The following is a 26,071-nucleotide window of genomic DNA, read 5'->3' as shown; positions in this document are numbered from 1 at the left end:
TGTTAAGAACAAAGTGAACTTTCGATTGCAACATACGACACAGCTTAAACCCTAAAATAACAATGCTCGTAGAGTTAGCCGATCGAATGGAATATTTAATTTATAAGGAAGTACCCATGAGTGAAACCCTACTAGCATTAATTGCTTTTTCCCCGATTGTCGTAGCGGGAATACTTTTAGTCGGCCTCAACTGGCCAGCTAAGAAAGCAATGCCCATCGCCTTTATCTTAACCGTCATCATCGCCCTTACCGCATGGGATATGTCGACTACCCGCGTTTTCGCCTCTATTTTCCAAGGATTTGGAATAACTGTATCCGTATTATGGATTGTGTTTGGTGCCATATTCTTACTTAACACTCTGAAGCATACCGGAGCGATTACCACCATTCGTAACGGCTTTACCAATATATCCCCTGACCGCCGAATCCAGGCTATTATCATCGCTTGGTGTTTCGGGTCCTTCATTGAAGGCGCATCAGGGTTTGGAACGCCAGCCGCGATCGCCGCACCGTTATTAGTTGCTATAGGGTTCCCAGCACTTGCCGCTGTTTTAATGGGAATGATGATTCAATCGACGCCAGTTTCGTTTGGTGCAGTTGGAACACCGATTATTGTTGGTGTAAACCGTGGGCTTGATACTCACAATATCGGTGAAGTTTTGGTTGCCAATGGATCAAGCTGGGATGCGTACTTACAACACATCACCTCGACAGTTGCCCTAACTCACGCAACAGTCGGTACGTTCATGCCAATTCTAATGGCAATAATGCTGACTCGCTTCTTTGGTAAAAATAAGAGTTGGAGTGAAGGTTTAGATATCTTACCTTTTGCAATCTTCGCTGGCCTAGCCTTTACCATTCCATATGCACTAACCGGTGTATTCCTTGGTCCTGAATTCCCATCGCTCATCGGTGGTATGTTGGGGCTTGCTATCGTAGTAACTGCGGCGAAAAAAGGATTTTTGGTTCCTAAATCAACTTGGAACTTCGATTCAGAAGACAACTGGCCAACCGAGTGGCTAGGATCGTTAAAGCTTGACCTCGACTCAATGAAACACAAACCAATGGGATTAGCCATGGCATGGCTTCCGTATGTGTTGCTAGCGTTAATCCTTGTTGCAAGTCGAGTGAGCAGTGAGTTCAAGTCAATGCTAACGGACGTGAGCCTTTCATTCTCTAATATCTTCGGTGAAGCAGGGATCAGCACTTCTATCCAGCCTCTGTATCTACCGGGCGGAATCTTAGTCTTTACTGCATTTCTTGCCGTCATTATTCAGAGCCGCAGCTTGAAGCCACTCGCACAAGCGGTTGGTGAATCGAGCAAAACACTGATTGGCGCAGGGTTTGTTCTTGTGTTTACCATTCCGATGGTTCGTATTTTCATTAACTCAGGCGTAAATGCTTCTGATTTGGCAAGTATGCCTGTCACCACAGCTAACTTCGCAGCAGGTCTAGTTGGCGATGCATTCCCAGCGTTAAGTGCCGCAGTGGGTGCTCTGGGTGCCTTCATTGCTGGCTCGAATACCGTTTCCAATATGATGTTTAGTCAATTCCAATATGAAGTGGCACAAACCTTATCAATATCGAGTGTGGTTGTCGTAGCACTTCAAGCAGTTGGTGCAGCAGCAGGTAATATGATTGCGATTCATAACGTTGTTGCGGCGTCGGCGACGGTGGGTCTATTGGGTCGTGAAGGTGCGATACTTCGTAAAACCATTATTCCAACATTTTTCTACATTGTATTAACAGGTATCATCGGCTTAACCTTGATTTACGGTTTCCAATTCACTGACGAATTAATGTAGCCATCATCAGTATTACCAATACAAGTATAAGAAATAAGTAGGAAATCATTATGCAAAGTCAGTCATTAGACGCGAAATATACAACTCTAGAACAGAACCTTTCGGCTCAAATCGCGCCGGAACGCATCATCACACAGGAAGCGAAGCGTCTTGCTTATGGTACGGATGCGAGTTTCTATCGATTGGTGCCAAAAATCGTTTTGCAGCTCAAAAATCTCGATGAAGTTGTTTTTGCCATTAAATCGTGTGGTGAACTACAAATTCCATTTACCTTTCGAGCAGCCGGAACAAGCCTTTCGGGCCAAGCAGTCTCTGATTCTGTTTTGATTACGCTAACTGATGACTGGCGCAAGCATAAGATTTTGAACGAAGGCAATAAGATACTATTACAACCAGGCGTGATCGGAGCCGATGCAAACGGCTATCTTGCACCGTTTCAGCGAAAAATTGGTCCTGATCCCGCTTCGATTAATACCTGTAAAATTGGCGGAATCGCGGCCAACAATGCCAGTGGAATGTGTTGTGGCACAGCACAAAATAGCTACCGTACCGTCGACAGCATGAGCATTGTCTTTGCAGATGGTACCTTGCTCGATACAGGTAATGAAGCAAGCATTGCTGCATTTAAAGCCGCAAAACCTGAGTTTATCGCTGATATAGAAGCGCTTTGCCAACAAACTCTTGCAAATACCACACTTACTGAACGAATTAGACATAAATACCGTCTGAAAAATACCACCGGTTATGCGCTTAACTCGCTGGTGGATTACCACGATCCTATCGATGTCATTGAACACTTGATGATTGGTTCGGAAGGAACATTAGGTTTCATCGCCGACATTACTTACAACACAGTGATCGAACACCCTCACAAAGCTTCAGCTTTATTTATATTTAAAGATATCGAACAAGCCAGTCAAGCCGTAACCACTTTATCAAAAACTCCAGTTGCTGCGGTTGAAATGATGGATGGCCGCTCACTACATTCCATTGCAGGCAAACCGGGGATGCCCGACTTTATCGCATCGCTCGATTTAGAAGCAGCCTCTTTGTTAGTTGAATCGAGAGCAACCGATCACCAAACGTTAGACCAGCAATGTGACGCCATTCTTGAAGCCCTAAAAGAGTATGAGATTATTGAATCGGTGCCCTTTACTTCTGATGCAAATGTAGTGGCAAGCCTTTGGGGAATACGCAAAGGCCTATTTCCAGCCGTCGGTGCGGTTCGTGAAGTTGGCACTACGGTGATCATTGAAGATGTCGCGTTTCCGGTTGAAAATCTCGCAGCTGGTGTACGTGATCTTCAAGAGTTGTTTGACCTCTATAAGTACGATGAAGCGATTATTTTTGGCCATGCTCTTGAGGGAAATCTTCACTTTGTATTCACACAAGGTTTTGAATCACAAGATGAAATTGATCGCTATGGTCAGTTTATGGAAGATGTTGCTCAACTTGTCGCGGTGAAATACCAAGGTTCGCTAAAAGCCGAGCATGGAACCGGACGAAACATGGCTCCTTATGTGGAACTCGAATGGGGTAAAGATGCGTATCAATTAATGATAGCGATCAAACGTTTATTTGATCCAAATGGGCTCTTAAATCCAGGCGTGATCATTAATGACAATCCTAATTCTCATATAGAAGATCTTAAGCCAATGCCAGCGGCTGACGATTTGGTTGACCGCTGTATTGAGTGTGGCTTTTGTGAGCCAGTTTGCCCTTCGCGAACCTTGAGCCTTTCCCCTCGCCAACGAATCGTACTTTACCGAGAGTTACAACGCAGAGAAAGCTCAGGCGAGACCCAATCTGCTGACGAATTAAATAGTGTCTTCGAATACCAAGGTATTGATACCTGTGCGGCAACAGGACTGTGTGCCGATCGCTGCCCTGTCGGCATTAATACAGGCGATTTAGTTAAGAAACTCCGTACCGCGAAATACAAAAAATTTACGCCTATCGCCACATGGACTGCGGATCACTTTGAAACTACAACGACGTTGACCAAAATTGGATTAAGAACCAATCACTTTGCAACAAAAGTGGCGGGAGAAAAAGCTGTCGGCGGTATCACCAACGGGCTACGGAATCTCACTCGTGGTAAAATGCCATTTTGGATGGCAGAAATGCCACAAGACAATCGATTCAAGCTTGATCAAGCGATTCGCTATCAGGCCAACTTCGACAAAAAAGTCGTCTATATGCCATCGTGCGCCAGTCGTACCATGGGACAACAAAGTGATGCTCAAGATCAACGCTCACTCACTGAAGTTACACTGAATCTACTTGAAAAAGCAGGGTTTGAAGTCATTACTCCAAATGAACTCAGCAGCCAATGCTGTGGAATGCCATACAGCAGTAAAGGCATGAATGACATTGCGACAAGTAAGTCTGAACAACTAGAACAAGCACTATGGAATGCCACTGAACAAGGTAAATACCCAGTGCTGATGGATACCAGTCCTTGTGCTAAACGCAGTACCGAAGAGTTTACCAAACCATTGGAAATTCTAGAGCCGACAATGTTTACTCTAAAATATCTGATCGATCATTTAAACATCACTCAGAAACAAGAGACCGTTATGTTGCACGTTACCTGCAGCTCTCGTCGCATGGGTATTGAACAGAAAATGGTTGAGCTAACGAAAGCGTGTGTCAGTGATGTCATTATTCCAGAGCACATTCAGTGCTGTGGTTGGGCTGGCGACAAAGGCTTTACTACACCAGAGCTCAACGCCGCAGCGGTTCACCCCCTCAAAGAGCAAGTCCCAACAGGTTGCATACGCGGATTTAGTAACAGTCGAACATGTGAAATTGGACTGTCACATCACAGTGGTATTCCTTATCAATCGATTCTTTATCTTGTCGATGAAGTAAGTGCATAAACCTAACTTTTGAGGCCCAGTTATTTTACTGAGCCTCAATATTTCACTCGACTCTCCGCTCTCACGTCATCCCATAATTCGAGTATTACTTGCCACTTTGTGCACCAAACTTAAGACAACTTAAGGAATGCATAATATTGTATAAGTAATTATTTGAATAGCACCAAACAACCACCTATATTTATGAGATTATCTAATATTCATTACTTTAGGCTCGCTTATGAAACCCCAAATTATTCTCCTTTCGTTACTTGCAGCTTGCACGACTGTTCAAGCAGAAGATGACTATTTCTCTGCCGGGTTATCCGTAATAGGAGTGAATGTTGACAAACATGGCGGTGATTTTAACTATGGCGCGGGGTTCACAGCGGCAAAAATTCACGATGGGAATAATTGGGGAGTCGTGAGTTCTTTTGATGTGACGTCAATCGATAGTGCTGTTGTATACGATGCCTTGGTTGGGCCAATCTATCAATTTCCAGAAGCACCTTGGTTACGATTATATCCCTTAATTGGTCTAGGTTACTTTTACTCAAATGGGAGTGGTTCATTAGATGGCGATCGCTTTCGAGCAGAGCACTATGATCGTCCAGGGTTCGCATACGGAGGTGGAGCGCAATTCTCTATCGTAGAAAACAAACCAATCTACCTTGAAGTAAACTATAAGCGTTTAGAATTGAGGAGCGAACTATCAGACTACAATTTTGATGTGATGTTTTTTGGTTTCGGTTTCAATTTCTAGATCTAGAACGAGTTCTAATAATGTATGTAGGTTAATAAGACCTACATACATTTCAGCAATTCAATGGTGTTTTTATTTTTCAGAAGCTATGACATTGTTACGTTAGAGTTCTTTCTGAACAAGGTAGTCAATCAAATCACATTCCGTCAGAATCCCCGTGTACTCCCCTCTTCTCGTGACCACTAACGGTAACTGATAGGTTTTTTCCTTAAGTAATGTTAACAAACTCTCTATATCTAACGTTTCATCGACAGAGTGGAATTTTACATCCATAACCGAATTAATAGGTCGACGCCACATCCTCGACTCTTTTTCAGTTTCTAAGTTTGTTCCCATTGTCGGAGATAAAAACAAATTCAGTTGTGCTCGCTCTACAATCCCGACACATTCTTTGTTATCAACGACTGGCAATACACTAATAGACTCGGTAGTGAAATACTGATATGCGAGTGAAATGGTTGCACTCGGGTCTATCCTCGGTAGCGATTGAGTCGCAATACTACCGATGTTGGTCACGAGAAGATCGGATGTAACACCGTCTGAATCGTCGGCTTGCTGAAGAATCTGCTCAACCGTAAGGTTAATACGCTCAGGCAGTTTTCCAAACTCTTCAATTTTTGCGGGTAATGTAAACAAAGGCCCCTGAAGAAAATCGATACCTAAGAAGACTAAAACTCTCGCTTGTTCGACACTTTCAACACCTTCAACAATAACTTTCACACCCATTCCATGACAAACTTTTACTATCAACTTCACCACTTGATAGTAATTTGAATCATCATGAAATTTAAGTTTGAACCGATCATCTAAGCGTAGGTAACGATAACTCCCTTCAGCTAATTGGTTCTCTATATCAAACCCTGAAGACAAATCCGCCAATGCAATAGCAGAGCCTTTCTCTGCCAACCTTCTAAGGTTACTCAAATCATTGGCAAATTTCACTTTGAATTGGTCACGTGTCGAATTCACATCCACCACCAACCGAGAATAACTAAGCTTGTTTTGTCGTGTTAGAAAATCAACACAATCAATAAGGTCCGAAAAGCTTTCGCGAGTATTCGTCGAAAGGTTGATATTGAGAAAAGCGTGAGTACTATTAATATATGGTTTGAGTTCTAACAGAGCCTTGTGATAGGTCAACAAGTCTAACTCCGAGATCAAATTTTGATCTTCACATATGGATATCAATTCTCGAGTATTTGTTTTAAGTACAGGATCTGCTGGAAAGCGACTCAGAATTTCGTAGCCTTCAATGGCCCATGAACGTGTACTTATAATCGGTTGGTATACAATATTTACATCATCATTATCTACCGCAACTCGAACCACATCCTCCAGTAAAACTTGACGCTTTATTTCTGATTGAAGCTTAGTATCAAAAAATGTAACTCGTTTGTTTTGTTTGTTTTCCTGGGCCATTGTTGCTTGAAAGGCATGAATTACAGCTGTCTGAAAATTAACGCAATCACCACCTAATACCGATATACCAATCTTGCTTGAAGTTAAAAACTTATAAGCCGACTTCTTACTCACTTTAACAGATTTGAAAAACTGTTTAATCGTTTGCTGAATGGTACTTGCGTAGTGGTTACTGCCTCTAGGGACACAAAGGTATACCGCATACAAAGCATCTTTCACCTCTCCTACCAACCGGACGGTTTGTAGCTCTCCTAGACTCGCAAATTCTTCTATCTGCTTTTCTAATGCCGATTCATTGTTAAACGCAAGAACAATATCGATATGGTTGTAATGCAGAGCATCACTAATTTTCTGAGCCTCAGAAACAAAATCTAAATTAGTGACCAATGATATCGCTTCTTTCATACGGCATCCTAATTACTTTCTATTGTTGGCACCCATAACTATGCCATGGTTAAAGATATTCACACTTATATTTAACCATAGATCAAGTATGCTCAATTCACAGTGTAAATTGAGCATACTGAAGATTTTAATATCCTTTAATTTAATTACTTTGAAGTTTGTAATATAAGGTCGACAGTGGTGGTAGCTTAATCATAACCGATTGAGGTAACCCTTCACTTTCGATCGAGTCAGGTTTTAGCGTTCCGTTCACCTCAAAGCCACTCCCGGCATATTTCTCATTATCCGTATTCAGCAGCAACGAATAACTATTTTTACTCACAACACCAAGCCTAAAAGCGTCATGTGGAACTGGTGTGAAATTGGTAATTACGAGTATTCTCTCACCATCTTCACTCATCCGCTCATGAGCTAATATGCTGATTTCAGCTGCATCGGATAGTCGCCATTCAAACCCCTTAGGTTCATTATCACACTCATATAACGCTTTTTCACTGCAGTATAAATGATTGAGATCGCGAGTTAGGCTATGGACTCCTTGATGACGTTCATAGTCCAACAAGAACCACTGAAGTTGGTCATCATGATTCCATTCAGCAGTTTGACCGAACTCCGCCCCCATAAAGTTGAGCTTTTTACCCGGCTGCGCATACATATAACCTAAATAAGCGCGTAAGTTTGCGGTTTGCTGCCACTCATCACCCGGCATTTTTAAATGCAGAGAACGCTTACCATATACCACTTCATCGTGTGACAACGACAATACGTAATTCTCACTGTGGGCATAAATCAAAGGGAAGGTGATAACATTATGATGGTATTGGCGATGTATTGGGTCATGTTGGATATACTCTAAACTATCGTGCATCCAACCCATATTCCATTTGAAGCCAAAACCTAAGCCCCCCATAAAAGTGGGTGCTGACACACCAGGGTATGCCGTCGATTCTTCAGCAATGGTCATCGCATTAGGGAAGTGACGATACACTTCTTCATTCATCCATTTTAAGGTTGCGATGGCGTCGTAGTTTTCTCGTCCACCATCCACATTCGGGATCCATTGATCGTGACTGCGCGAGTAGTCGAGGTAAAGCATCGAAGCAACGGCATCCACTCTTAATCCATCAATGTGGAACATCTCAAACCAATACAAAGCATTGGATACCAAGAAGCGACGAACATGCTCTTTGCCCATGTCATAGATATAAGAATTCCAATCCTGATGCCAACCACGGCGAGGATCAGGATCGTGGAACAGAGGGGTACCGTCAAAATTATTTAAGCCATGGCCATCCGCAGGGAAATGCGCTGGCACCCAATCGAGTACCACACCAATTTGATGTTGATGACATAGATCGACAAAGTATTTAAAGTCATCGGGCGTACCATAACGACTGCTCGCCGCAAATAATCCAATCGGCTGATACCCCCAAGAACCATAAAATGGGTGTTCAGAAATTGGCATCAATTCAACATGGGTGTACCCCATATCAACCAAATATGGGACTAACTCATCTGCAAGTTCACGATACGTTAAGAACTCATTGTTTTCACCACGTTTCCATGAACCTACATGAAGCTCATAAAAAGAAAGAGCTTGCTTGCGCTTCTCTGTAACCGCTCGGTTTTGCCATTCCTTATCTGTCCACTGATAACGATTATGATCATAAGTTAAAGAGGCTAACGAAGGAAATTGTTCAGAATGGACACCCCAAGGATCGGCTTTGTGCGGCAGAGGCTCTCCATTTGGCCCTTTTATTTCAAATTTATATTGGGTGCTTTCCGGTAGATCAGGAATAAAAAGTCCCCAAATACCGTAATCTAGACGCTGTAATGGATTTCGGCGACCATCCCAATTATTAAATTCACCAATTAAGCTAATCGCAGATGCATGAGGCGCATACACTAAAAAGCGCACGCCAGAAATTGACTGACCACCACGCTCTAACGTGACAAATTGCGAGCCCAAATGCTGGTACATGTTCTTTGGCGTATGAAGATCTTCGTACGAAGCGTAAATTGAATGGTATTGATATGGGTCATCGATGATTTGTTCAATTCCCCCCCAATTTACCGCTAATCGATAATGCGTAAAACGAAGGTCAAAATCCGCTTGTAAAATGAATCCCCCGTCGATTTCCTTATCCATTAAATAACGGGAGTCATCATCGAGTAATACCTCAACGCTGGTTGCTCCCGGCTGCCACGTACGCAAAATACCTTCAATAGGAGAAATATAAGGTCCCAGAAAACCAAACGGTTCAGCGTGAGACACATATTCGAGCTCTTGATAAGCTTGCTTTAATTCTGATAATTTCGTTGTGTTAGCCAATATAGACTCCTAACCAAACGTGCATGTTTGTTATCAATATTCCCGCTCTGTTGTAAACGGGGATTTAACATTAGTTTATCTAACAATGGTGCTAGATAGAGTGACTCAGCCAATAGTTTTGTATCCATTTATGTGCCGTTAGTCGCACCAATGGCACCCTATTGATTTCTAACCATAGTGATTCTAGTCATAAGATGATTCACTTCATCACGTGTAAATAGATCTTCCAAGGTAGTATTGAGCTTGCGTCGCCAGTTAGGGTATTCATCGACCGTACCTGGAATGTTAACGGGTTTATCCATCTCTAAAAGGTCTTCAAGTTGTAAACTCATCAACGCGGATGCTCCTGCGGCCAAATGCAGGTGTAACCCTTCACTTAAGGTAGAATCCATCGGTACTAAGCTCGCATCTCGTCCAACGCATTGTGGTAAGTAACCATGCCAATCCACAGATTCTAGAATTGCTTGCTTACTTGCCAGTCTCTCATCAAATAGTCTTTTAAGTTTATGTTCATCAGGATAAAGTCCGATATCGGCTCCCATTTTCAGGTCATCGCAATGCCAAAACCCTCGCAATGTCGGCATATCATGAGTACACAGGGTCGACATCGCCTGAGGTGGATAATGGTTTGGAGAGATGTATCCTCCATCTTCTGCTGTTTCAAAGAAAAATACTTTGTATGAGTAGATTCCTGCATCGGCGAGTAGAGATACAATCTCTGGCGGTACGGTTCCCAAATCTTCACCGATGACACTGCATTGATTGCGCTGTGATTCTAATGTGAGAATAGCGATGAGCTCTTTCACCGGAAAGTAAATGTAAGCACCATCTTGCGGTGATTTTCCTTTTGGTATCCACCAAAGTCGAAGTAATCCCATAACATGATCGATTCGTAATGCGCCACAGTTTTTCATATTGGCACGTAGCAATTCAATAAACGGTTTATAGGCTTTTGAGCGCATCGCTTGCGGATTTAAAGGCGGTAATCCCCAGTTTTGACCTAGTGGACCCAGTTGATCTGGTGGTGCTCCAATACTTAAGCCAGTAAGCAAATTACCTTGATCGGCCCACACTTCTGCCCCTGAGTCTGCAACACCAACGGCCAAATCACGATACAGACCGAGGTCCATACCTTTTTCTTTGGCTAAGGATTGTACTTCGCTCAGCTGAGTATCCGATAGCCACTGGAGATACAGATGGAAGTCTACTTGATCTTTTTCATCGCTCATAAACTGACTTACACCAGCAGATCGAAACTGACGAAATTGCTCAGGGAAAACCTGCCAACCCCATATTTGGTCGTCTTGTTGATGTAATTTAGTATGCAATGCATCAAATGTTGCTTGAGCGAGTAGATCCTCTCCCCCTTGCTCGACAAAGCTTAGAAATGCTTGCCCTCGCTGACTCTGAGTCTCTAAGTGACGATGCTTAAATTCAGCAAACAAGAGTGGCAGGATTTGCATTTTTAACTGAGCAACGAGTGAGTAATTCACCCAATGTGCTGAACGTGCTTCTTCAAGTTTTTTTTGAAATTCAGCACTTCCAACAATTTGTTGAGCGTCATTACAAAACACAAATTCTGGGATGGAACTGACATCAAGATAAAATACATTTAGCCAACGCCGAGATGAAGGGCTATATGGACTTGCACCTTCAGGGTTCGCCGGAAACAAAGCATGAATTGGGTTCAGGCCAATGAAATCAGCGCCACGATCAGCCATCTCAACGACAAGGTGTTTAAGATCACCAAAATCTCCCATGCCCCAGTTATGGTCTGTTTTTAATGTGTAGAGCTGAACACTCGGCCCCCAAATCTTTTTACCTTGTTGCAATAACGGCTGTTGATAACATTGCCTAGGAGCAATAACTAAAGTGGCTGTGTACGGTGTCTTACGACGCTTTCTCAATACTGAAAGTTCATGATATCCCAATGGTAATTCAACTGGGATTGAAAAGACCAAAGGGCCGTTTTCAGCACGATCATCTCGAACTACTTGCGACTGAAGATAACCCGAAAAATGTTGGCCACACTCCGTCACTAGTTGCCATTCAAACTCACTTTCCCGCGCACTTACGCCTAGGTTAAGCTCTATTTCAACAGGTTCATATTGATAGACAACTTGCAGTGAGTCGAGAATATCAACTTTATGTTTTTTTTCCGCAGACAACAGCAAAGCACCATCACTACTAGTATCGTAACCGAGCTCAGAAAGTATATACGTTATCGTTTCTTGGCTTACTTCGCTTTCATCGCCCATCATGCTCGTAAATCTGGGCGCAATGCCTACTAAATCGGCCACCTTAAGCAATGTCTGTTGTTGAAGTTCCATCGATCTCTCCTAGACACAAATAAAATAGGCGGTGAATACGATTCGACCGCCTTGATTAACCAAAAAATCAACGATTAACAGGTTTAAGCTTCCAAATATTGTTTACGTAATCACGAATACTTCTATCGGAACTAAACTTGCCGACTAAGGCTGTATTGAGAATGGCCATTTTTGCCCATCCCGCTTGATCACGATAGGCTTCATCAATTTTGGTGTGTGCTTCAACATAAGACGCAAAGTCTGCTAATACCAAATACGGATCGCCGCCATTGAGTAAACTATCGTAAGTTGCTTTGAGCTTACCCGGCTCTCCTGGAGTGAATTCATCACCGAGTAACAGATCAAGTGATGCTTTAAGAAGCGCATCAGCGTTGTAATAATCAAATGGGTTATACCCACTGTGGCGCAACTTCTCAATATCATCGACTTCTAAGCCAAAGATAAAGATATTGTCATCACCCACTTCTTCTCGGATTTCAACATTCGCCCCATCCATAGTACCGATAGTCAAGGCACCGTTCAGTGCCATCTTCATATTACCGGTCCCAGATGCTTCTTTCCCAGCCGTCGAAATTTGCTCTGACACATCCGCAGCAGGGATAACAATTTCCGCAATACTTACACGATAATCCGGTAAAAAGACGACTTGCAGCTTATCATTTACGCGAGGGTCGTTATTAATTTTCTCTGCTATCTTATTGATTGCATAAATTATTTCTTTCGCAAGATAATAGCCCGGGGCAGCTTTTGCAGCAAAAATAAATACCCGAGGAACCATATCGAAATGCGGTTCAGTATCGCTAATCAGACGATGATACAAGGACAGAATATACAGCATATTGAGATGTTGACGCTTGTACTCATGCAAACGCTTAATTTGCACATCAAAGATCGCATCGACATTCAATTCAATTCCCATATTGCTTGATACCCAATCAACAAGGCGCTGCTTATTTTCCTTTTTCACAGACATGAATTGCTTTTGGAAATTCGAGTCTTCTGCAAACTCAGAAATACCTTCAAGTTGGTCCAAGTGTTTTGGCCAATCATGACCAATCTTATCACTGATTAATGTTGATAACGCAGGGTTACAAAATTGAAGCCAACGACGTGGTGTAATGCCATTGGTGACGTTATGTAAACGTGTTGGATAAAGTTCATGAAATTCAGGGAACAGATCGCTCTTAACCAATTCAGAGTGAAGAGCGGCTACGCCATTTACTGCGTAAGAGCCTACAACACAAAGATTTGCCATTCGAACCATACGGTGAAAACCTTCTTGAATAATCGAAAGTTTTTGTTGTTTCGCTACATCACCTGGCCACTTCTCACGAACCTCAATCAAGAAATCATGGTTGATTTGATAAATGATCTCCATATGACGTGGCAACAGACGCATGATCAAGGACTCATCCCATGTTTCCAATGCTTCAGGAAGTAACGTATGGTTTGTGTAAGCGAACGTTTTACTACAAATCGCCCATGCCTCAGCCCATGTCATACCTCTTTCATCGATGAAAATTCTCATCAATTCAGGAATAGCAATCGTTGGGTGCGTATCGTTTAATTGGATCGTTTCATGCTTCGGAAGATCTTCCAATTCAAAGCCTGCGGCTTCGTGACGGCGTAAAATGTCTCGTATCGATGCAGCGCTATGGAAGTACTGTTGCATCAAACGAAGTGTTTTGCCCTTTTCATGGTTATCATTCGGGTATAACACCTTGGTAATATTACCCGCATCAATCAAGGCATGCTGAGCTTCGAAATAGTTCCCGTTATTGAAACTTTCAAGTGAGAAAGGTGCAGTAGCACGGCACTCCCATAGGCGTAATGGATACACGGTTTCACTTTGATAACCCACCACTGGAATATCCCATGGCATCGCCTTCACTGTCATTCCTGGAACCCAGACTCGCTTTTCCACTCCATTTTCTGTGAAACTCTCTACATGTCCGTAAAATCCAATTTCTTGTGCTAATTCAGGACGAGCTACTTCCCATGGATAGCCTTCAACACCACACCATGCATCTGGTGCCTCGCGTTGGTGGCCATTTTCAAATGATTGTTTGAACAAACCGTATTCGTAATGTAAACCATAACCAACAGCTGGGTATTCCTGAGCTGCCAAGGAATCCATGAAACAGGCCGCTAGTCGGCCTAAACCACCATTTCCTAGAGAAGGATCTCGTTCTTCTTCAAGTAAGTCTGACAGATCTTGGCCAAATTCGGCCATGGCTTCACTCACAGCTTGATATACGCCCATATTAAGCAAATTATTGCCAGTAAGACGACCAATTAGAAACTCTAGAGAAAGGTAATTGACACTTTTTGCATTAACAATTTTTGGGTCTTGTTCCGTTTCCAACAAATCAAAAGTTGTCAATTCCGCCAATGCGCGAGACATAGAGAGATACCAAGCGCGTGGCGTCGCATGTTCAATAGTCGTAGCATAGGTAGACGTTAAGTGGCGCTTAACATTGTCTTGAAAATTTTTCTTATCAAACGATTGTTGTAGTACAGGTTTCATAAAGAACCCTCGCATAGTTAGGTTAATTTCCGGCTATATTGAATATCCTGCATTTGAACGTAGTGCGAGACATCCTCCTCTCACCTTTACCTCAAGGCGTAGATATTAAGGCGTAGTAGTTAATATAATGAATTTAATGTGATACAAATCACCAAACATAAGAACTGACTAAGTTTTAGCCTCGGCTAAGATCACGAGAGAGGCGAGATCTGGCATATATGAACGTTTACTATGGTGCAAGATTTTACAATTAGATCTAAATAATACGATCAACATCACGATAAATTAGATTAATTTGTATTGCTTGGATTAGAATTTGCCATAATCATCGATGCAGCATTAATTATTTTAGTGATTTGTGTCACATTATTTAGGCGTAGACTAATTTTCACATATTTTCTACCAAAAAGAGCCGAGAAGAGATAATCAAAACTATGATTTGGAAAGGCGATTATAAGAGGACAAATGTGGATCAGTAATCAATACCAAACACCGCACATCACAGATAGCCATATCCTCCGATCATCATTATTGGAAAAGCTAGCATCGAGCAAACAGAAGGTGATCTTTTTACAAGCTCCGGCTGGCTATGGCAAATCATCTCTCATCGCACAATGGTTAAACGATAAAAACTATATTGGATGGCTAAGCTTAGACCAACTTGATAATGATCCTACCCGATTTACGCTTCATTTAAGTAATGCGATTAATCAAGCACTAAAAGATGAATCTATATCAGCGACATCATCAGATTTTGCTTCTCCTATCCGATATATGAGCACTCTAATTGAACAGCTAGATGAAAAAATAAGCTCACATAATCTCAATGCCTACCTCGTGATCGACAACTATCAACACATTGATCGTCCAGAAATAAATAATGCTCTTAAGTTCTTACTGAATAATCAACCAAAAGCATTTACGATTATCGTGCTATCGAGAACTATACCAAATGTTGGTATTGCAAACTTACGTGCGAGACAGAACCTTCTTGAATTAACTCGCGAGCACCTTTGTTTTAGCAAACAAGAAGTTCAAGCTTTTGTGCAATACCACTTTGATGCTGAGCTTACTCAAGAACAGCTAACGGCTCTTGAACATTACAGCGCAGGTTGGCCATGCGCTCTGCAGTTATTAGCGATGCAATCCCAATATCAATTGGAGTCTTTTTTACGATTTTTTATTCCCCACTCCCCTTTTCCGTTCACTTATATCTGGGATTATTTTACTGAAGAGGTTTATGAACCCTTACGAACGGATATAAAACAGTTCCTACTTAAGACCAGCATCGTCGACGTATTTAATCAAGAATTAGTCCAAGCCATAGTACCTGATCTGAATTCAACTGAAATCATGGCTTATATCGCACGTAACGAGTTATTCATCACCTCACTTGACCATGGTTGGTATCGTTATCACCCTCTGTTTTTCAAGTATCTTTGTCATCATCGACAAATTTCGTATGGAACAGAGGAAAATCAATCATATTTGACCGTCTCATTTGCTTGGGAACTACAAGAGAATCCAACAAGAGCGCTAGATTTTGCTGTTTTGGCCGATAATAGCGAACGTGTTAGTAACCTTATTCAGCGTTTTGGGTGGACACTTTTTCATCATGGTGAGCTAGAAGTATTGGAAAAATCCCTAGACATCCTCGACCGAGCAGGACTCAACAATGACCCAAATACCGCTTTGCTCAACGCATGGATCTTACAAACTCAATTTCGCTTTAATGACGTCGAAATAGAAATTACACGATTTTTCGCATACCTTTCAGACAACAACATAAGCCTGACAAGTAATATCCAGGGGGAATTTAACGCACTGCTCGCTCAAACAGCTATCAAGAAAAACCAACCGCTACAAGCTAAGGAAAGAGCTGAGTTTGCATTACTAAACCTTGATCATGCTTCCTATCAAGCAAGGCTAGTTGCAACATCCGTACTTGGCGAGGTTTATTATGCTGAAGGGCATTTAAGCCAAGCATTATCACTGATGCAGCAAACAGAAAAATACGCTCGCCAACATCAACTCAATCCTCATGTACTGTGGGCATTGATACAGCAAATTGAAATCCACTCTGCTATGAGTCATAACCAAACCGCATTTGAATTACAATCAACTGCTTTAGACTATGCCAAACTACACTCATTAGAGCACATCCCCTTGTTTAACATTATCATTAGGTTACGTGCCAAGCTCTTATGTGATTGGAACAGAGTCGATGAAGCTGAGCAATTGATCAATGAAAAAATCACGATGGAGTCTCAACTAAGTGAGTACTCACATTTACCGGCTATTCTTGCTCGAATTGCATTGCGAAAGGGGAACAGTAAAAAAGCAAACGACATCATAACCCAATACTCTATGGATCTTTACGCTCCCGATGCAAATATAGAGTGGCAAGCCGAACTTAGTCTTAGTCTCATTCTTTTATGGTTAAATGACCGTAATGTTTCTGCTTTAGAACAATGGTTAAGTCATTTCCAATTACCCAATAAATTCTGCAATGGTTTCACTCAACAGCAGGGACGCAATCAAGTCCTCGCGCTAGTAGGGTTGGAAGACTACGCACAAGCTAAAACCCAAATCGAGAAGCTACAAACTGAAGCGAGTGAATATTCACTTACCTACGATCAATTTAAAAACCAAGTATTACATTGTGTGGTCGCGTTAAAACAACACCGAAAAGAAGAAGCAATAGAACATCTTATTACGGCGTTGGAGTGGAGTCTGGAGACCAATAACATTGGCGAGTTTTCACTATACTCAGATAGCTTGTTTCCCGTGTTAAAGGAGTTGAAACCATTACAAAGTGACAAGATATTATTAAAACACCGAATCGACCTATTGATTGACCAGTTAGCGCCTCATACTAAGCATAAGTACGCTCTAAACCAAGATGTGATTGAACGCTTACAGCTGAAAAACGCTACCTTACCAGACATACTAAAAACGAGCCCATTAACAACACGAGAATGGCAAGTCCTCACCTTAATCTATTCAGGTTTAAGTAATGAGAAAATTGCTTACCAATTCGATATAGCCCCCACCACCCTCAAAACTCATATCCGTAACCTCTATCAGAAGCTTAATATACCGAACCGTAAAGCCGCAAAAGCCTTTGCTGAACAATTAATTTCGCTACTGGAAAAATCGTAACACGCTGAAATCTTGCAACAAAAACTCGATCTCCATATTGTTATGTTATATCACAACAATATCATACTCACGGTTTGTCATCGCGATGGCGTTAATTGGCTCACCAGACCTTTTGGTGATGGATGAACCAAAAGGTCTGGATCTCTCATCGCAAGTATATCTGCGTTAAGATCTTGGGAAGTAAAATACGGCTAGTTTGCCAATCAAACTAGCCGTATTTTATTTAGGCTTTATCGATGGAATCGCCTTTCATATTCGGCGGATTTTGAGCATCAATTTTGTCCGCCAATATGCCGACTTGAGCCTGTAGCTCGGTTATTTGTGCAACAAGGGCATAATGATGACTGTCCTGATTCTCCTGTTCTTTCTCTGCAGTTTCACGAGTCATCACATCCAGTACCACACCGACCATCATATTCAAAAATACAAATGCCGTTAAAAAGATAAAAACGATGTAGAAGATCCAACTTAGCGGATACACTTCCATGGTCTCGTACATGACATCGGTCCAATCCTCAAATGTCGCCACACGAAATAGCGTCAACATCGAAATGGCAATGTCACCCCATAGAGTCTCGTTTACATCATTAAAAAATATCGAACCTGTTGCGGCAAAAATATAGAAAATAATGAACATTAACAATGCGATATACCCCATTTTAGGGATAGCTTTTAGTAATGCATTAATCAGAAATCGTAAGTCAGGGATAATAGAAACTAGGCGAAGAACTCGAAACACTCTCAATAAACGAGCAAGTAGGATCATCTCGGTTTCCGAGATAGGAATTAAACTTCCGACGACAATAATAGTGTCGAAAATATTCCACGGGTCGCGAAAAAAATGACGTTTATTGTCGTACGCTAGAAAACGTAAACTAAGTTCGACAAGAAAAAATACTGTGATGAAGGTATCTAAGTAATTGATACCAATTTCAACTCCTGCTGGCAAAGAGTACGTCTTTGCCCCTACGGTTAACGCGGCAATAATAATTGTTGCAATGATAAAGCCTTGAAACCAGACACTGCGTTCAATTGTTTTCATGCCCGTTAGTACATTTCTAAAACTCATAATACCCTTGATTTACATTTGATATATTGTGACGCCAAGCATCACGGTAAAAGATAAATAAGGGTCATATATAACAAAAGTCAACAATGCAGTAGAGCAAAGAAATGTAACATAATTATTATCAAGTGAATGACATAAAACAACACGCTGATAACACGTTATGTCTCGATTGTTTTTTTAAAATAGCGGCAACGGTTAATTAGAGGATGAACACAATGCAAAAGATGGGACAAAGTGGATGGAAGTAAATACTAGAAAGGGAGAGTTTCCCCTCCCATATCTTTAGCTAAGCACTACGAGTTCGGCATCAGTTATCGGAAGCATGATCAAGTGCGTAACATGACGATCACTGTCATTGCTTATACGATTTCGCCATTATGATAGACCTGTTGAACGTCATCACACTCATCAAGTAAATCTAGGAATTTCTGGAATTTTTCAGCGTCCTCTCCTGAAACTTCCGTATGTGTTTGCGGTACAAATGTAATCTCTTCAACATCAAGGGTTACATCAGAAAATGCATTCGTAATAGACATTTTTGCTTTAAAAAACTCAGTATGAGGTGCAAACACTGTGATAACGCCACTATCCGATTCAACGTCTGTCACATCGACATCATCTTCTAATAACACTTCAAAAATCGCTTCGTCATCGTCGCCTTTAAATTGAAATACAGCTTGATGATCAAACATATGAGATACGGCACCAGGACCGCCAATCTTAGCGCCTGTTTTCACGAAGCACTGACGCACATCCTGAAAGGTACGATTTCCGTTATCTGTTAAACAATCAACGATCACACTTACACCACCAGGTGCATAACCTTCATAGCGTGCCGGTTGATAATCTTCACCGCCGCCTCCAGAGGCTTTGTCTAGCGCTTTTTCAATCACGTGCGAGGGAACTTGATCCTTTTTCGCTTTGGTAATTAGGTGACGGAGCGATAAATTCATATCCGGATCTGTGCCGCCATTTTTAGCACAAACGTAAATTTCTTTACCGTATCTGGAATAAACTTTAATTTTTGCGCCTTGAGTTTTTGCCATTGAGGCCTTGCGCACTTCAAAACTTCTTCCCATCGGGATCTTCTCTCTATATCGATTTATTACAACGATCATTAATAAAGCTTGGTAGTCGAGGCTCTACCTAGACGACACCCATTTGCTTTTTATATTTATTAATCGAATCTTCAAAACATACTTTGTCGTCATCAGAACGCAAAGCTTGCGAATACTTTGAAATAACATCGGGTCCAATCATTGATTGTTTTAGCTGCCAGATAAAATAAGCTGCTTGCTTATCAATTTCTATCCGATTTTTAGTATCAGCGTCTAATTCTGCGAGGTTATATAACAATGGTAAACCCCTAAGTAGATAATCAGGCAAGGGAATATATCACAGGAGCGAGGGCAATTAGGAGTACTAATCCGCTATATAATGAAACAAATCAAGAAAATGATTCAAATAAAAAGGTGGCACTAATGCCACCTTTAAGATTGTTTATTGTTCAATGCAGTAGGCCAAGTTCCTTAGCTTCAGCCACCGTTAAGCCGCTTTCTCTAATTTCTTGCATTGCTTCGATGCGCCTCCTCGCTTCAACAGACTTAACACTTTTTGCCGGTTTTTGCGCTTCAACGTCTTCAGACTCCTCCCACTTGTGGGCGATATCCGACATCTCATCGTGATCAATAGAATTAATGGACATATTCACCTCCCAAGAAAACCATGTACGAGACACTATATTCTATAGCGAAGGCGAATTGTCTTGTTAAGATCTTTGATTATAAAATGAGACATTCAACCAAAATAAATTTAAAATTCTTGATTTAATCGATAAGAAAACATCTCATAAACAATTGTTAATTAACAATTATTTCATATTTATTACTAACTCAATAAAATAGAGTATGTATTCGCAAATACACACCTTAAAACACGCAACTATTCAGACCCGGAAGCAACTTCATCAAGTGCGTAAAATACCGCTTCATCAATAGGCCCTTCGATAATGGAACGACACACTTTTCGTCTAACGGCTAAACCGGCGATCAAACGTTCTATCGATAAGTGCTTGCTATTTGCCTGAGCATTATACAATTCGATTACTTTACTCAGGGTTTCATATGGAATGACGTCGTTTCCAACTTTTAGCCATTCAAGTTTCTGTATGAGCTCCTGACACTCTTCTCTAATCGATGACGGAGAATGTCCGGTCATAACGGATAATGCCGTTATACTTCGTTCTAGAGCCTCTGGAGAGGTATATTTAGTTAAACTTATAGTAATTTCGTCAGCATTAATTTCCACAAGGTGTTTTCTGAGCTTAACTCGTCGTCCAAGTTTACCCTTTGGTGAAGGCGTTTTACGTTGGATCGGTTCAAACTCGCCATCGATGATAGTCGAAAGCTCTTCTAAGTGTTGTTTAGACACGAGTTCATTTCTCAATGGGTTAGGCAAGGTGGGAGCCATATTTCGCTTACCAGCGTTTGTAGTACGCGCTCTGGCGTAACGTAATACTTCCTCTACGTTACACTTAATATCGACCTGATAGTCAGCGATGGTTTCATTTTTTTTCAGCGATGTTAGCGTTAAATGATATCCCCATAAATTAACGGAAAAATCATCTTCAACAACTTGATCATCAGACAATTTTTTCAACTCACGAATAAGATCCATAGAAAAACGTCGCCATTCAATACCACGTGCCAGTTTTTGGTTTAAGTCAGACAGTTTCATACTATCTGAATGACGACGGGACATACGACTTCGGAAATAAGAATAGAGTTGAAACACTAACGTATGCTGTCTCAAGATCTCAGGTGGAAATAGGAAAAAGTAATCGCGAGTTAAGAGTTCCTCGTAAAATGAGGGCTCCCAAACCAAAATATATAAATTCGGTTTAATTCTTATTTCACCTGAATGTTTATCTTCGACAGGGGCATCCTCTGACGCCGTTATCGTACGAGCGATAAAACGGAATCGATCAGATTTAAACCCTTCAGGCATATTTTCACTCAACCATCGACCAGTAAGCTCATGAAGTTGAAAATCAGTATATTCAATTCGGTCAATACTATCTCTGATCGAGTCACGCGCGGGGCCACTGTCTTTTTTGCCGCGCAAAGATAATATATCCGTTATATACAAAGGCGTTTTATTCGGTGCTTGGCTGGTATTGAGATGATAGTTTTCTTTGTGATGATCATGGTATTGAACGGTTAAAGTAAACAATGCAAACAGTGTCATCATATCATCAACGGTCATAATATTTTTCGATGAACGCGTTTCGATGATAGCTTTAGTGCCAGATATTGAGACCATTGATTTTTGGTAGTTTTTTCTTGTTCTCGACGGTGCTAATGCTTGGTCAATAATTCCAGTCCAGTTTGCGGGAGATACGACAAATTGATCTGCTTCGTCTCGCATAGACGGCGGTGTATTTAGACCATGTTCGGTTAATAACCGGGCATTCACTTGAGTTTGAGCTAATGCTTTCGAACGCTTTTGTTTTTGAGTTTGTTTCACACTTTCTGTCACTAAACTCGTCGTTCCGAGAAGTGATATCAATTGGCTAGGATTGACAAAAGTATGGAGCATTGTTTTTCCAGCTAAACCTTGTTCAAACCTTACTGGTGTTTGACTAAATAGTCCGATACTCACTGCCGCTCTTAGACGTTGCTGAATGGCCGCTCGAGTTAATTTACCTTCGGTTGATTCAATTAATTCTGTCGTCGATACCAACCCATCGTTACTACTGAATCCACGCAATGCAATCAAATTTAGCAATTCGACGATACTTTTAGTTACACCTTTAAAATGCTGATACTGCCCGACCCATTCGACAGCATCCTCATTAACTTTAAATAGGTGACCATCTTTATGATCTCTAGGCGCTTTAATTAAAACTTTCTCAGTGGTATTCATTCTATGTCCAATGAACAATGTATGTAATTTAATTATTTATCCGAGAATAACTGAAATAGACAAAAAAGAAAGGAAATATTCTTATAGAATTTTATGATCTTAATGATTATATGATCTTTAAGTGCTTAAATGATCTAATGATCCGTTGCGTAATTGTTGTGTAATGATATGATATTTAAGGTTATTTATTTTACCAACCCCAAAGCATGATCATAGGATCATCGAACGCATGATCATTGATTTACGAAAACATGATCAATAATTTATAGAAGTATGATCAGTATAAATATGAAAGCATGATCAAGTCTAACGAGTTCATTGAGTCAGTTTATGTATTTCATACTCCCCTATTCGGTGTATTTTTCTTGTGATATTTACGTAAGCATGATCAAGAGAACGTCATTTAGTTGCCAAAATGATGAGAAATTGGCTGTTTTACTATTTAGGTAACTGCATTTAGTCGTAAAACATTAGAATAAGTGACAAAATAATTCGATAATAAGTGCATGAAAGCATGATCAAGCTGTTTTGTGTGGAATTGTATTTATCGTTCTTACCATATTTAAATGGCTTTCCTGCTTTCAGCCCTTATCAATCTTACTTTCTCCGTATTTTGCTTAAGATTTTATATGCTTCCGAGCGTACCTTCACTCTTGATCATTGTTTCGTAATAATGATCAAATTTATGGATAAAATTACGGCATATCAGTGATATAAATCACCTTGATCATGTTTTCAAGTGAGAGAATTTTGTTCGTTTTGTATACACTTATTTGCCTTGATCATACTTCCAATATTTCATTCTATATTCGTGTTTTCCTGTGTTAAGTACGAATATTATGAATTATTGAGCCGATTAAAGTATTGAACAAACACTCTCCGTAATTTATACATGTATTTGTATGTTTCCGAAAGTTAACGGATTAAATCAGCCTACTATTATTGTTTTACAATGTAAAAACGTGACGTTGTAATATTTTAATTCTAAAGCAATATCTAGGTAGATTACTGCTATATCTAAATTTAAAATTAGTGTGATTTTCAGCTAAATATCAAAATTTTATCATATTCTTGATATTTTAATTCAAGTTATTCGTTCACCGATTCGTTGTTTTAGTTGGTGATTGCTGTACAATAATACTCAATCTACTTACAATGGAATTGGGTTATGAAAAGAGCACAAACGATCGAAAGTCTCTATGAGCTTGCTGAAGTTACAAAGCAGGTTCAGGCTGATCGTATTGAAATCGTATTAGAAGAGAGAAATGATGACCATTTTCCTCCTATGTCTAAAGCACTAATGGAAACTCGCTCGGGATTAACACGCCGGAAACTCGATGAAGCGATTACGAAACTAGAAAGTGAAGGACATCAATTTACTAAAAATAACGCGAACCACTATTCTATTTCGTTGCCAGAAGCACATATGTTGATGGATGCCGCTGGCGTCGATAAGTTTCACCAGCGTAAGCGCAGTACCAACCTTCCCCCTTGGGTTATTAATGTACAAAATCAAAAAGGTGGTACCGGCAAATCTATGAGCGCGGTTCATCTTGCGGCGTGTCTAGCTTTGAATCTAGAAAAGCGATATCGAATATGTTTGATAGATTTAGATCCTCAAGGCTCTTTACGCCTGTTTTTAAATCCTGAAGTAAGCCTGAACGAGCAAAGTAATATTTATTCTGCAGTCGATGTCATGCTCGACAACGTGCCTGAAGAGGAGACGGTTGACATTAATTTTCTTCGAAAGAATGTTTTAATGTCTACTCAATATCCAAATTTAAAAACAATTTCTGCTTTTCCCGAAGATGCTATGTTTAATGCGGAAGCGTGGCAGTATCTCTCAACAAATCAGTCGCTCGATATCGTCAAATTACTTAAGCAAAAATTGATTGATGTGATTGCGGATGACTTCGATATTATAATGATTGATACGGGCCCTCACGTTGATCCATTAGTCTGGAATGCTATGTATGCCTCAAATGCTCTGTTAATTCCTTGCGCCGCAAAACGTTTGGATTGGGCATCAACGGTCAACTTCTTCCAACATTTACCTACTGTATATGAAATGTTCCCAGAGGATTGGAAAGGACTTGAATTTGTTCGACTTATGCCAACGATGTTTGAGGATGACAATAAGAAACAAGTAGGTGTCCTTACGGAAATGAACTATCTCTTGGGGGACCAAGTTATGATGGCAACTATTCCTCGAAGTAGAGCTTTTGAAACATGCGCTGATACATACAGCACAGTATTTGATTTAACGACAAGTGAATTTGAAGGTGGTAAGAAAACGCTCGCAACTGCGCAAGACGCGGTACAAAGAAGTGCTTTAGAACTAGAGCGAGTGCTGCATTCATATTGGGCTGGTCTAACTCAGGGGCAAGGATAAATGGCGATAAAAACATCTGAATTAAATGCTAAGTTATTTGGTAAAGCTAATAAACGTCGGGCGACAACGCCATTAGAGGCCCAAACGGCCGCTAAAGATAAAGCTTCTGTAATTGAACTCTCGGTTGCTGGCCAAGAAATGGTTACCTTCGAGTTAGTTAAAATACCCGCAAGTGAGATTTCGGTTGCAACAAAGGTATTTGATCAAAATGCTCGTGAGCAATCATTTTTAAATCAACACGCTCTTTCTGATATCTTGGCGACGTTAAAAGACAGAGGCCAGCAATATCCTGCAGTTGGACGCAAAGGACCTGAGGGCGTCATCGAAGTACTTGATGGTAGTCGTCGGAGAATGGCATGTCTTATTGCCGAGCAAGACTTTTTAATTTATGTCGCTGAAGATATTGAACAAGAACACGCTAAGTTTTTATCTGATGTTGCGAATGCTCATAAACCGCTTTCTTTATATGAAAAGGGTAAAGAGATGCAGGCGAAACTCGATAATGGTGAAGCCTCTGATCAAAAAGCCTTGGCAAGAATGTTCCAGTGTAGTGAAGCACTTGTTAGTGGAGCATTAAAAGCTGCCGACCTCCCGCTTGAACTTTTGCGAGCCTATCCCAATGTTGTCGATTTAGGGCGTCCAACTATCGTTAAACTGCACAAACAATTTAATGGGCTTAATAAACAGCAGCAAGATCAGTTACTCGAAAAGTGTTGTGATTCGTCGGGCTATGTTTGGCAACGTTGTGATTCTACTGGAGTTTCTCGTTTGACCAAAGATGTAACCGAGACTTTGGAAACTTGGATAGATGATCTATCACCAAGTGTCGTTGTGTCACCCGCCAAAACAGAACTCGTTAAAGGACGAGCGAATTATAGCCGTAAGGGGAATAACGTTACGTTAAACTTAAAGAAAGTTGATGATACGTTATTCGAGGAATTGTTAGAGTTGATTAAAGAGCGACTTTCTTAAACTTCATGTTTCTGCCGTTATAAATCCAAACTTAGGTTTGGATTTTTTTTGCTCATTGATAGCATAAATAAATTATCAACGAATATAGGATATGAGGATGCGAACAGTGA

The 26,071-nt window shown here is 40.9% G+C and carries 15 protein-coding genes; 6 read left to right on the top strand and 9 right to left on the bottom strand.

Annotated elements, in window-relative coordinates:
- Positions 1-116: 116 nt before the first annotated feature.
- The 3 genes from ACWU4D_RS03695 to ACWU4D_RS03685 all read left to right on the top strand — a co-directional run bounded on the left by ACWU4D_RS03695 (position 117) and on the right by ACWU4D_RS03685 (position 5,429).
- Positions 117-1,805, top strand: coding sequence for an L-lactate permease (locus tag ACWU4D_RS03695; protein WP_456050045.1), 1,689 nt, complete (start codon positions 117-119; stop codon positions 1,803-1,805).
- A 50-nt stretch (positions 1,806-1,855) separates the two neighbouring features.
- Complete coding sequence (locus tag ACWU4D_RS03690; protein ID WP_456050044.1) at positions 1,856-4,687, top strand: FAD-binding and (Fe-S)-binding domain-containing protein; 2,832 nt, start codon at positions 1,856-1,858, stop codon at positions 4,685-4,687.
- A 220-nt stretch (positions 4,688-4,907) separates the two neighbouring features.
- Positions 4,908-5,429: an outer membrane beta-barrel protein gene (locus ACWU4D_RS03685; protein WP_456050043.1), complete on the top strand. Its 522-nt coding sequence runs from the start codon at positions 4,908-4,910 to the stop codon at positions 5,427-5,429.
- A gap of 102 nt (positions 5,430-5,531) precedes the next feature.
- Here the strand turns inward: ACWU4D_RS03685 and ACWU4D_RS03680 are convergent, their stop codons facing one another.
- From ACWU4D_RS03680 to ACWU4D_RS03665, 4 genes are all read right to left on the bottom strand, one after another.
- Positions 5,532-7,253 (bottom strand): EAL domain-containing protein, encoded by a 1,722-nt coding sequence (locus ACWU4D_RS03680; RefSeq protein WP_456050042.1) that lies wholly within the window; start codon positions 7,251-7,253, stop codon positions 5,532-5,534.
- A gap of 142 nt (positions 7,254-7,395) precedes the next feature.
- Positions 7,396-9,585, bottom strand: a complete 2,190-nt coding sequence (gene glgB / locus ACWU4D_RS03675) for a 1,4-alpha-glucan branching protein GlgB (protein ID WP_456050041.1) — start codon at positions 9,583-9,585, stop codon at positions 7,396-7,398.
- A gap of 158 nt (positions 9,586-9,743) precedes the next feature.
- Entirely contained in the window at positions 9,744-11,915 is a 2,172-nt protein-coding gene (gene malQ / locus ACWU4D_RS03670) for a 4-alpha-glucanotransferase (protein ID WP_456050040.1), read from the bottom strand.
- Positions 11,916-11,982: 67 nt separating this feature from the next.
- A complete protein-coding gene (locus tag ACWU4D_RS03665; protein WP_456050039.1) occupies positions 11,983-14,442 on the bottom strand; it encodes a glycogen/starch/alpha-glucan phosphorylase in 2,460 nt (819 codons plus the stop codon).
- A 465-nt stretch (positions 14,443-14,907) separates the two neighbouring features.
- On the opposite strand from ACWU4D_RS03665, the gene malT reads away from it, so the two are divergent.
- Positions 14,908-17,604: an HTH-type transcriptional regulator MalT gene (malT, locus tag ACWU4D_RS03660; protein ID WP_456050038.1), complete on the top strand. Its 2,697-nt coding sequence runs from the start codon at positions 14,908-14,910 to the stop codon at positions 17,602-17,604.
- A 223-nt stretch (positions 17,605-17,827) separates the two neighbouring features.
- Here malT and ACWU4D_RS03655 read toward each other — a convergent pair whose 3' ends face one another.
- The 5 genes from ACWU4D_RS03655 to ACWU4D_RS03635 all read right to left on the bottom strand — a co-directional run bounded on the left by ACWU4D_RS03655 (position 17,828) and on the right by ACWU4D_RS03635 (position 22,597).
- Complete coding sequence (locus tag ACWU4D_RS03655) at positions 17,828-18,673, bottom strand: ion transporter (RefSeq protein ID WP_456050037.1); 846 nt, start codon at positions 18,671-18,673, stop codon at positions 17,828-17,830.
- Positions 18,674-19,032: 359 nt separating this feature from the next.
- Positions 19,033-19,752, bottom strand: coding sequence for a YebC/PmpR family DNA-binding transcriptional regulator (locus ACWU4D_RS03650; protein WP_456050036.1), 720 nt, complete (start codon positions 19,750-19,752; stop codon positions 19,033-19,035).
- Positions 19,753-19,819: 67 nt separating this feature from the next.
- On the bottom strand, positions 19,820-20,029 hold the full coding sequence (locus ACWU4D_RS03645) for a DUF3283 family protein (protein WP_456050035.1): 210 nt from the start codon (positions 20,027-20,029) through the stop codon (positions 19,820-19,822).
- A 151-nt stretch (positions 20,030-20,180) separates the two neighbouring features.
- Complete coding sequence (locus tag ACWU4D_RS03640) at positions 20,181-20,378, bottom strand: PA3496 family putative envelope integrity protein (protein ID WP_456050034.1); 198 nt, start codon at positions 20,376-20,378, stop codon at positions 20,181-20,183.
- Between the two features lie 236 nt (positions 20,379-20,614).
- Entirely contained in the window at positions 20,615-22,597 is a 1,983-nt protein-coding gene (locus ACWU4D_RS03635) for a replication initiator protein RctB domain-containing protein (RefSeq protein WP_456050033.1), read from the bottom strand.
- A 1,168-nt stretch (positions 22,598-23,765) separates the two neighbouring features.
- Here ACWU4D_RS03635 and ACWU4D_RS03630 point away from each other — a divergent pair.
- Positions 23,766-24,989, top strand: coding sequence for a ParA family protein (locus ACWU4D_RS03630; protein ID WP_456050032.1), 1,224 nt, complete (start codon positions 23,766-23,768; stop codon positions 24,987-24,989).
- Positions 24,990-25,961, top strand: coding sequence for a ParB/RepB/Spo0J family partition protein (locus tag ACWU4D_RS03625; protein WP_456050031.1), 972 nt, complete (start codon positions 24,990-24,992; stop codon positions 25,959-25,961).
- Positions 25,962-26,071 lie beyond the last annotated feature (110 nt).

Source organism: Vibrio phycocola, from assembly GCF_053850235.1.
Note: the sequence above shows the minus strand (reverse complement) of the source record. Positions and strands in the feature narration are given on the sequence as shown.

What these genes read in the sequence shown, in the direction of transcription:
- ACWU4D_RS03690 (WP_456050044.1), top strand. Translation starts at nt 1,856, where the DNA reads ATGCAAAGTCAGTCATTAGACGCGAAATATACAACTCTAGAACAGAAC.
- ACWU4D_RS03650 (WP_456050036.1), bottom strand. Translation starts at nt 19,752, where the DNA reads ATGGGAAGAAGTTTTGAAGTGCGCAAGGCCTCAATGGCAAAAACTCAA.
- ACWU4D_RS03695 (WP_456050045.1), top strand. Translation starts at nt 117, where the DNA reads ATGAGTGAAACCCTACTAGCATTAATTGCTTTTTCCCCGATTGTCGTA.
- ACWU4D_RS03630 (WP_456050032.1), top strand. Translation starts at nt 23,766, where the DNA reads ATGAAAAGAGCACAAACGATCGAAAGTCTCTATGAGCTTGCTGAAGTT.
- ACWU4D_RS03655 (WP_456050037.1), bottom strand. Translation starts at nt 18,673, where the DNA reads ATGAGTTTTAGAAATGTACTAACGGGCATGAAAACAATTGAACGCAGT.
- malT (WP_456050038.1), top strand. Translation starts at nt 14,908, where the DNA reads ATGTGGATCAGTAATCAATACCAAACACCGCACATCACAGATAGCCAT.
- malQ (WP_456050040.1), bottom strand. Translation starts at nt 11,915, where the DNA reads ATGGAACTTCAACAACAGACATTGCTTAAGGTGGCCGATTTAGTAGGC.
- ACWU4D_RS03680 (WP_456050042.1), bottom strand. Translation starts at nt 7,253, where the DNA reads ATGAAAGAAGCGATATCATTGGTCACTAATTTAGATTTTGTTTCTGAG.
- ACWU4D_RS03635 (WP_456050033.1), bottom strand. Translation starts at nt 22,597, where the DNA reads ATGAATACCACTGAGAAAGTTTTAATTAAAGCGCCTAGAGATCATAAA.
- ACWU4D_RS03625 (WP_456050031.1), top strand. Translation starts at nt 24,990, where the DNA reads ATGGCGATAAAAACATCTGAATTAAATGCTAAGTTATTTGGTAAAGCT.
- ACWU4D_RS03640 (WP_456050034.1), bottom strand. Translation starts at nt 20,378, where the DNA reads ATGTCCATTAATTCTATTGATCACGATGAGATGTCGGATATCGCCCAC.
- ACWU4D_RS03685 (WP_456050043.1), top strand. Translation starts at nt 4,908, where the DNA reads ATGAAACCCCAAATTATTCTCCTTTCGTTACTTGCAGCTTGCACGACT.
- ACWU4D_RS03665 (WP_456050039.1), bottom strand. Translation starts at nt 14,442, where the DNA reads ATGAAACCTGTACTACAACAATCGTTTGATAAGAAAAATTTTCAAGAC.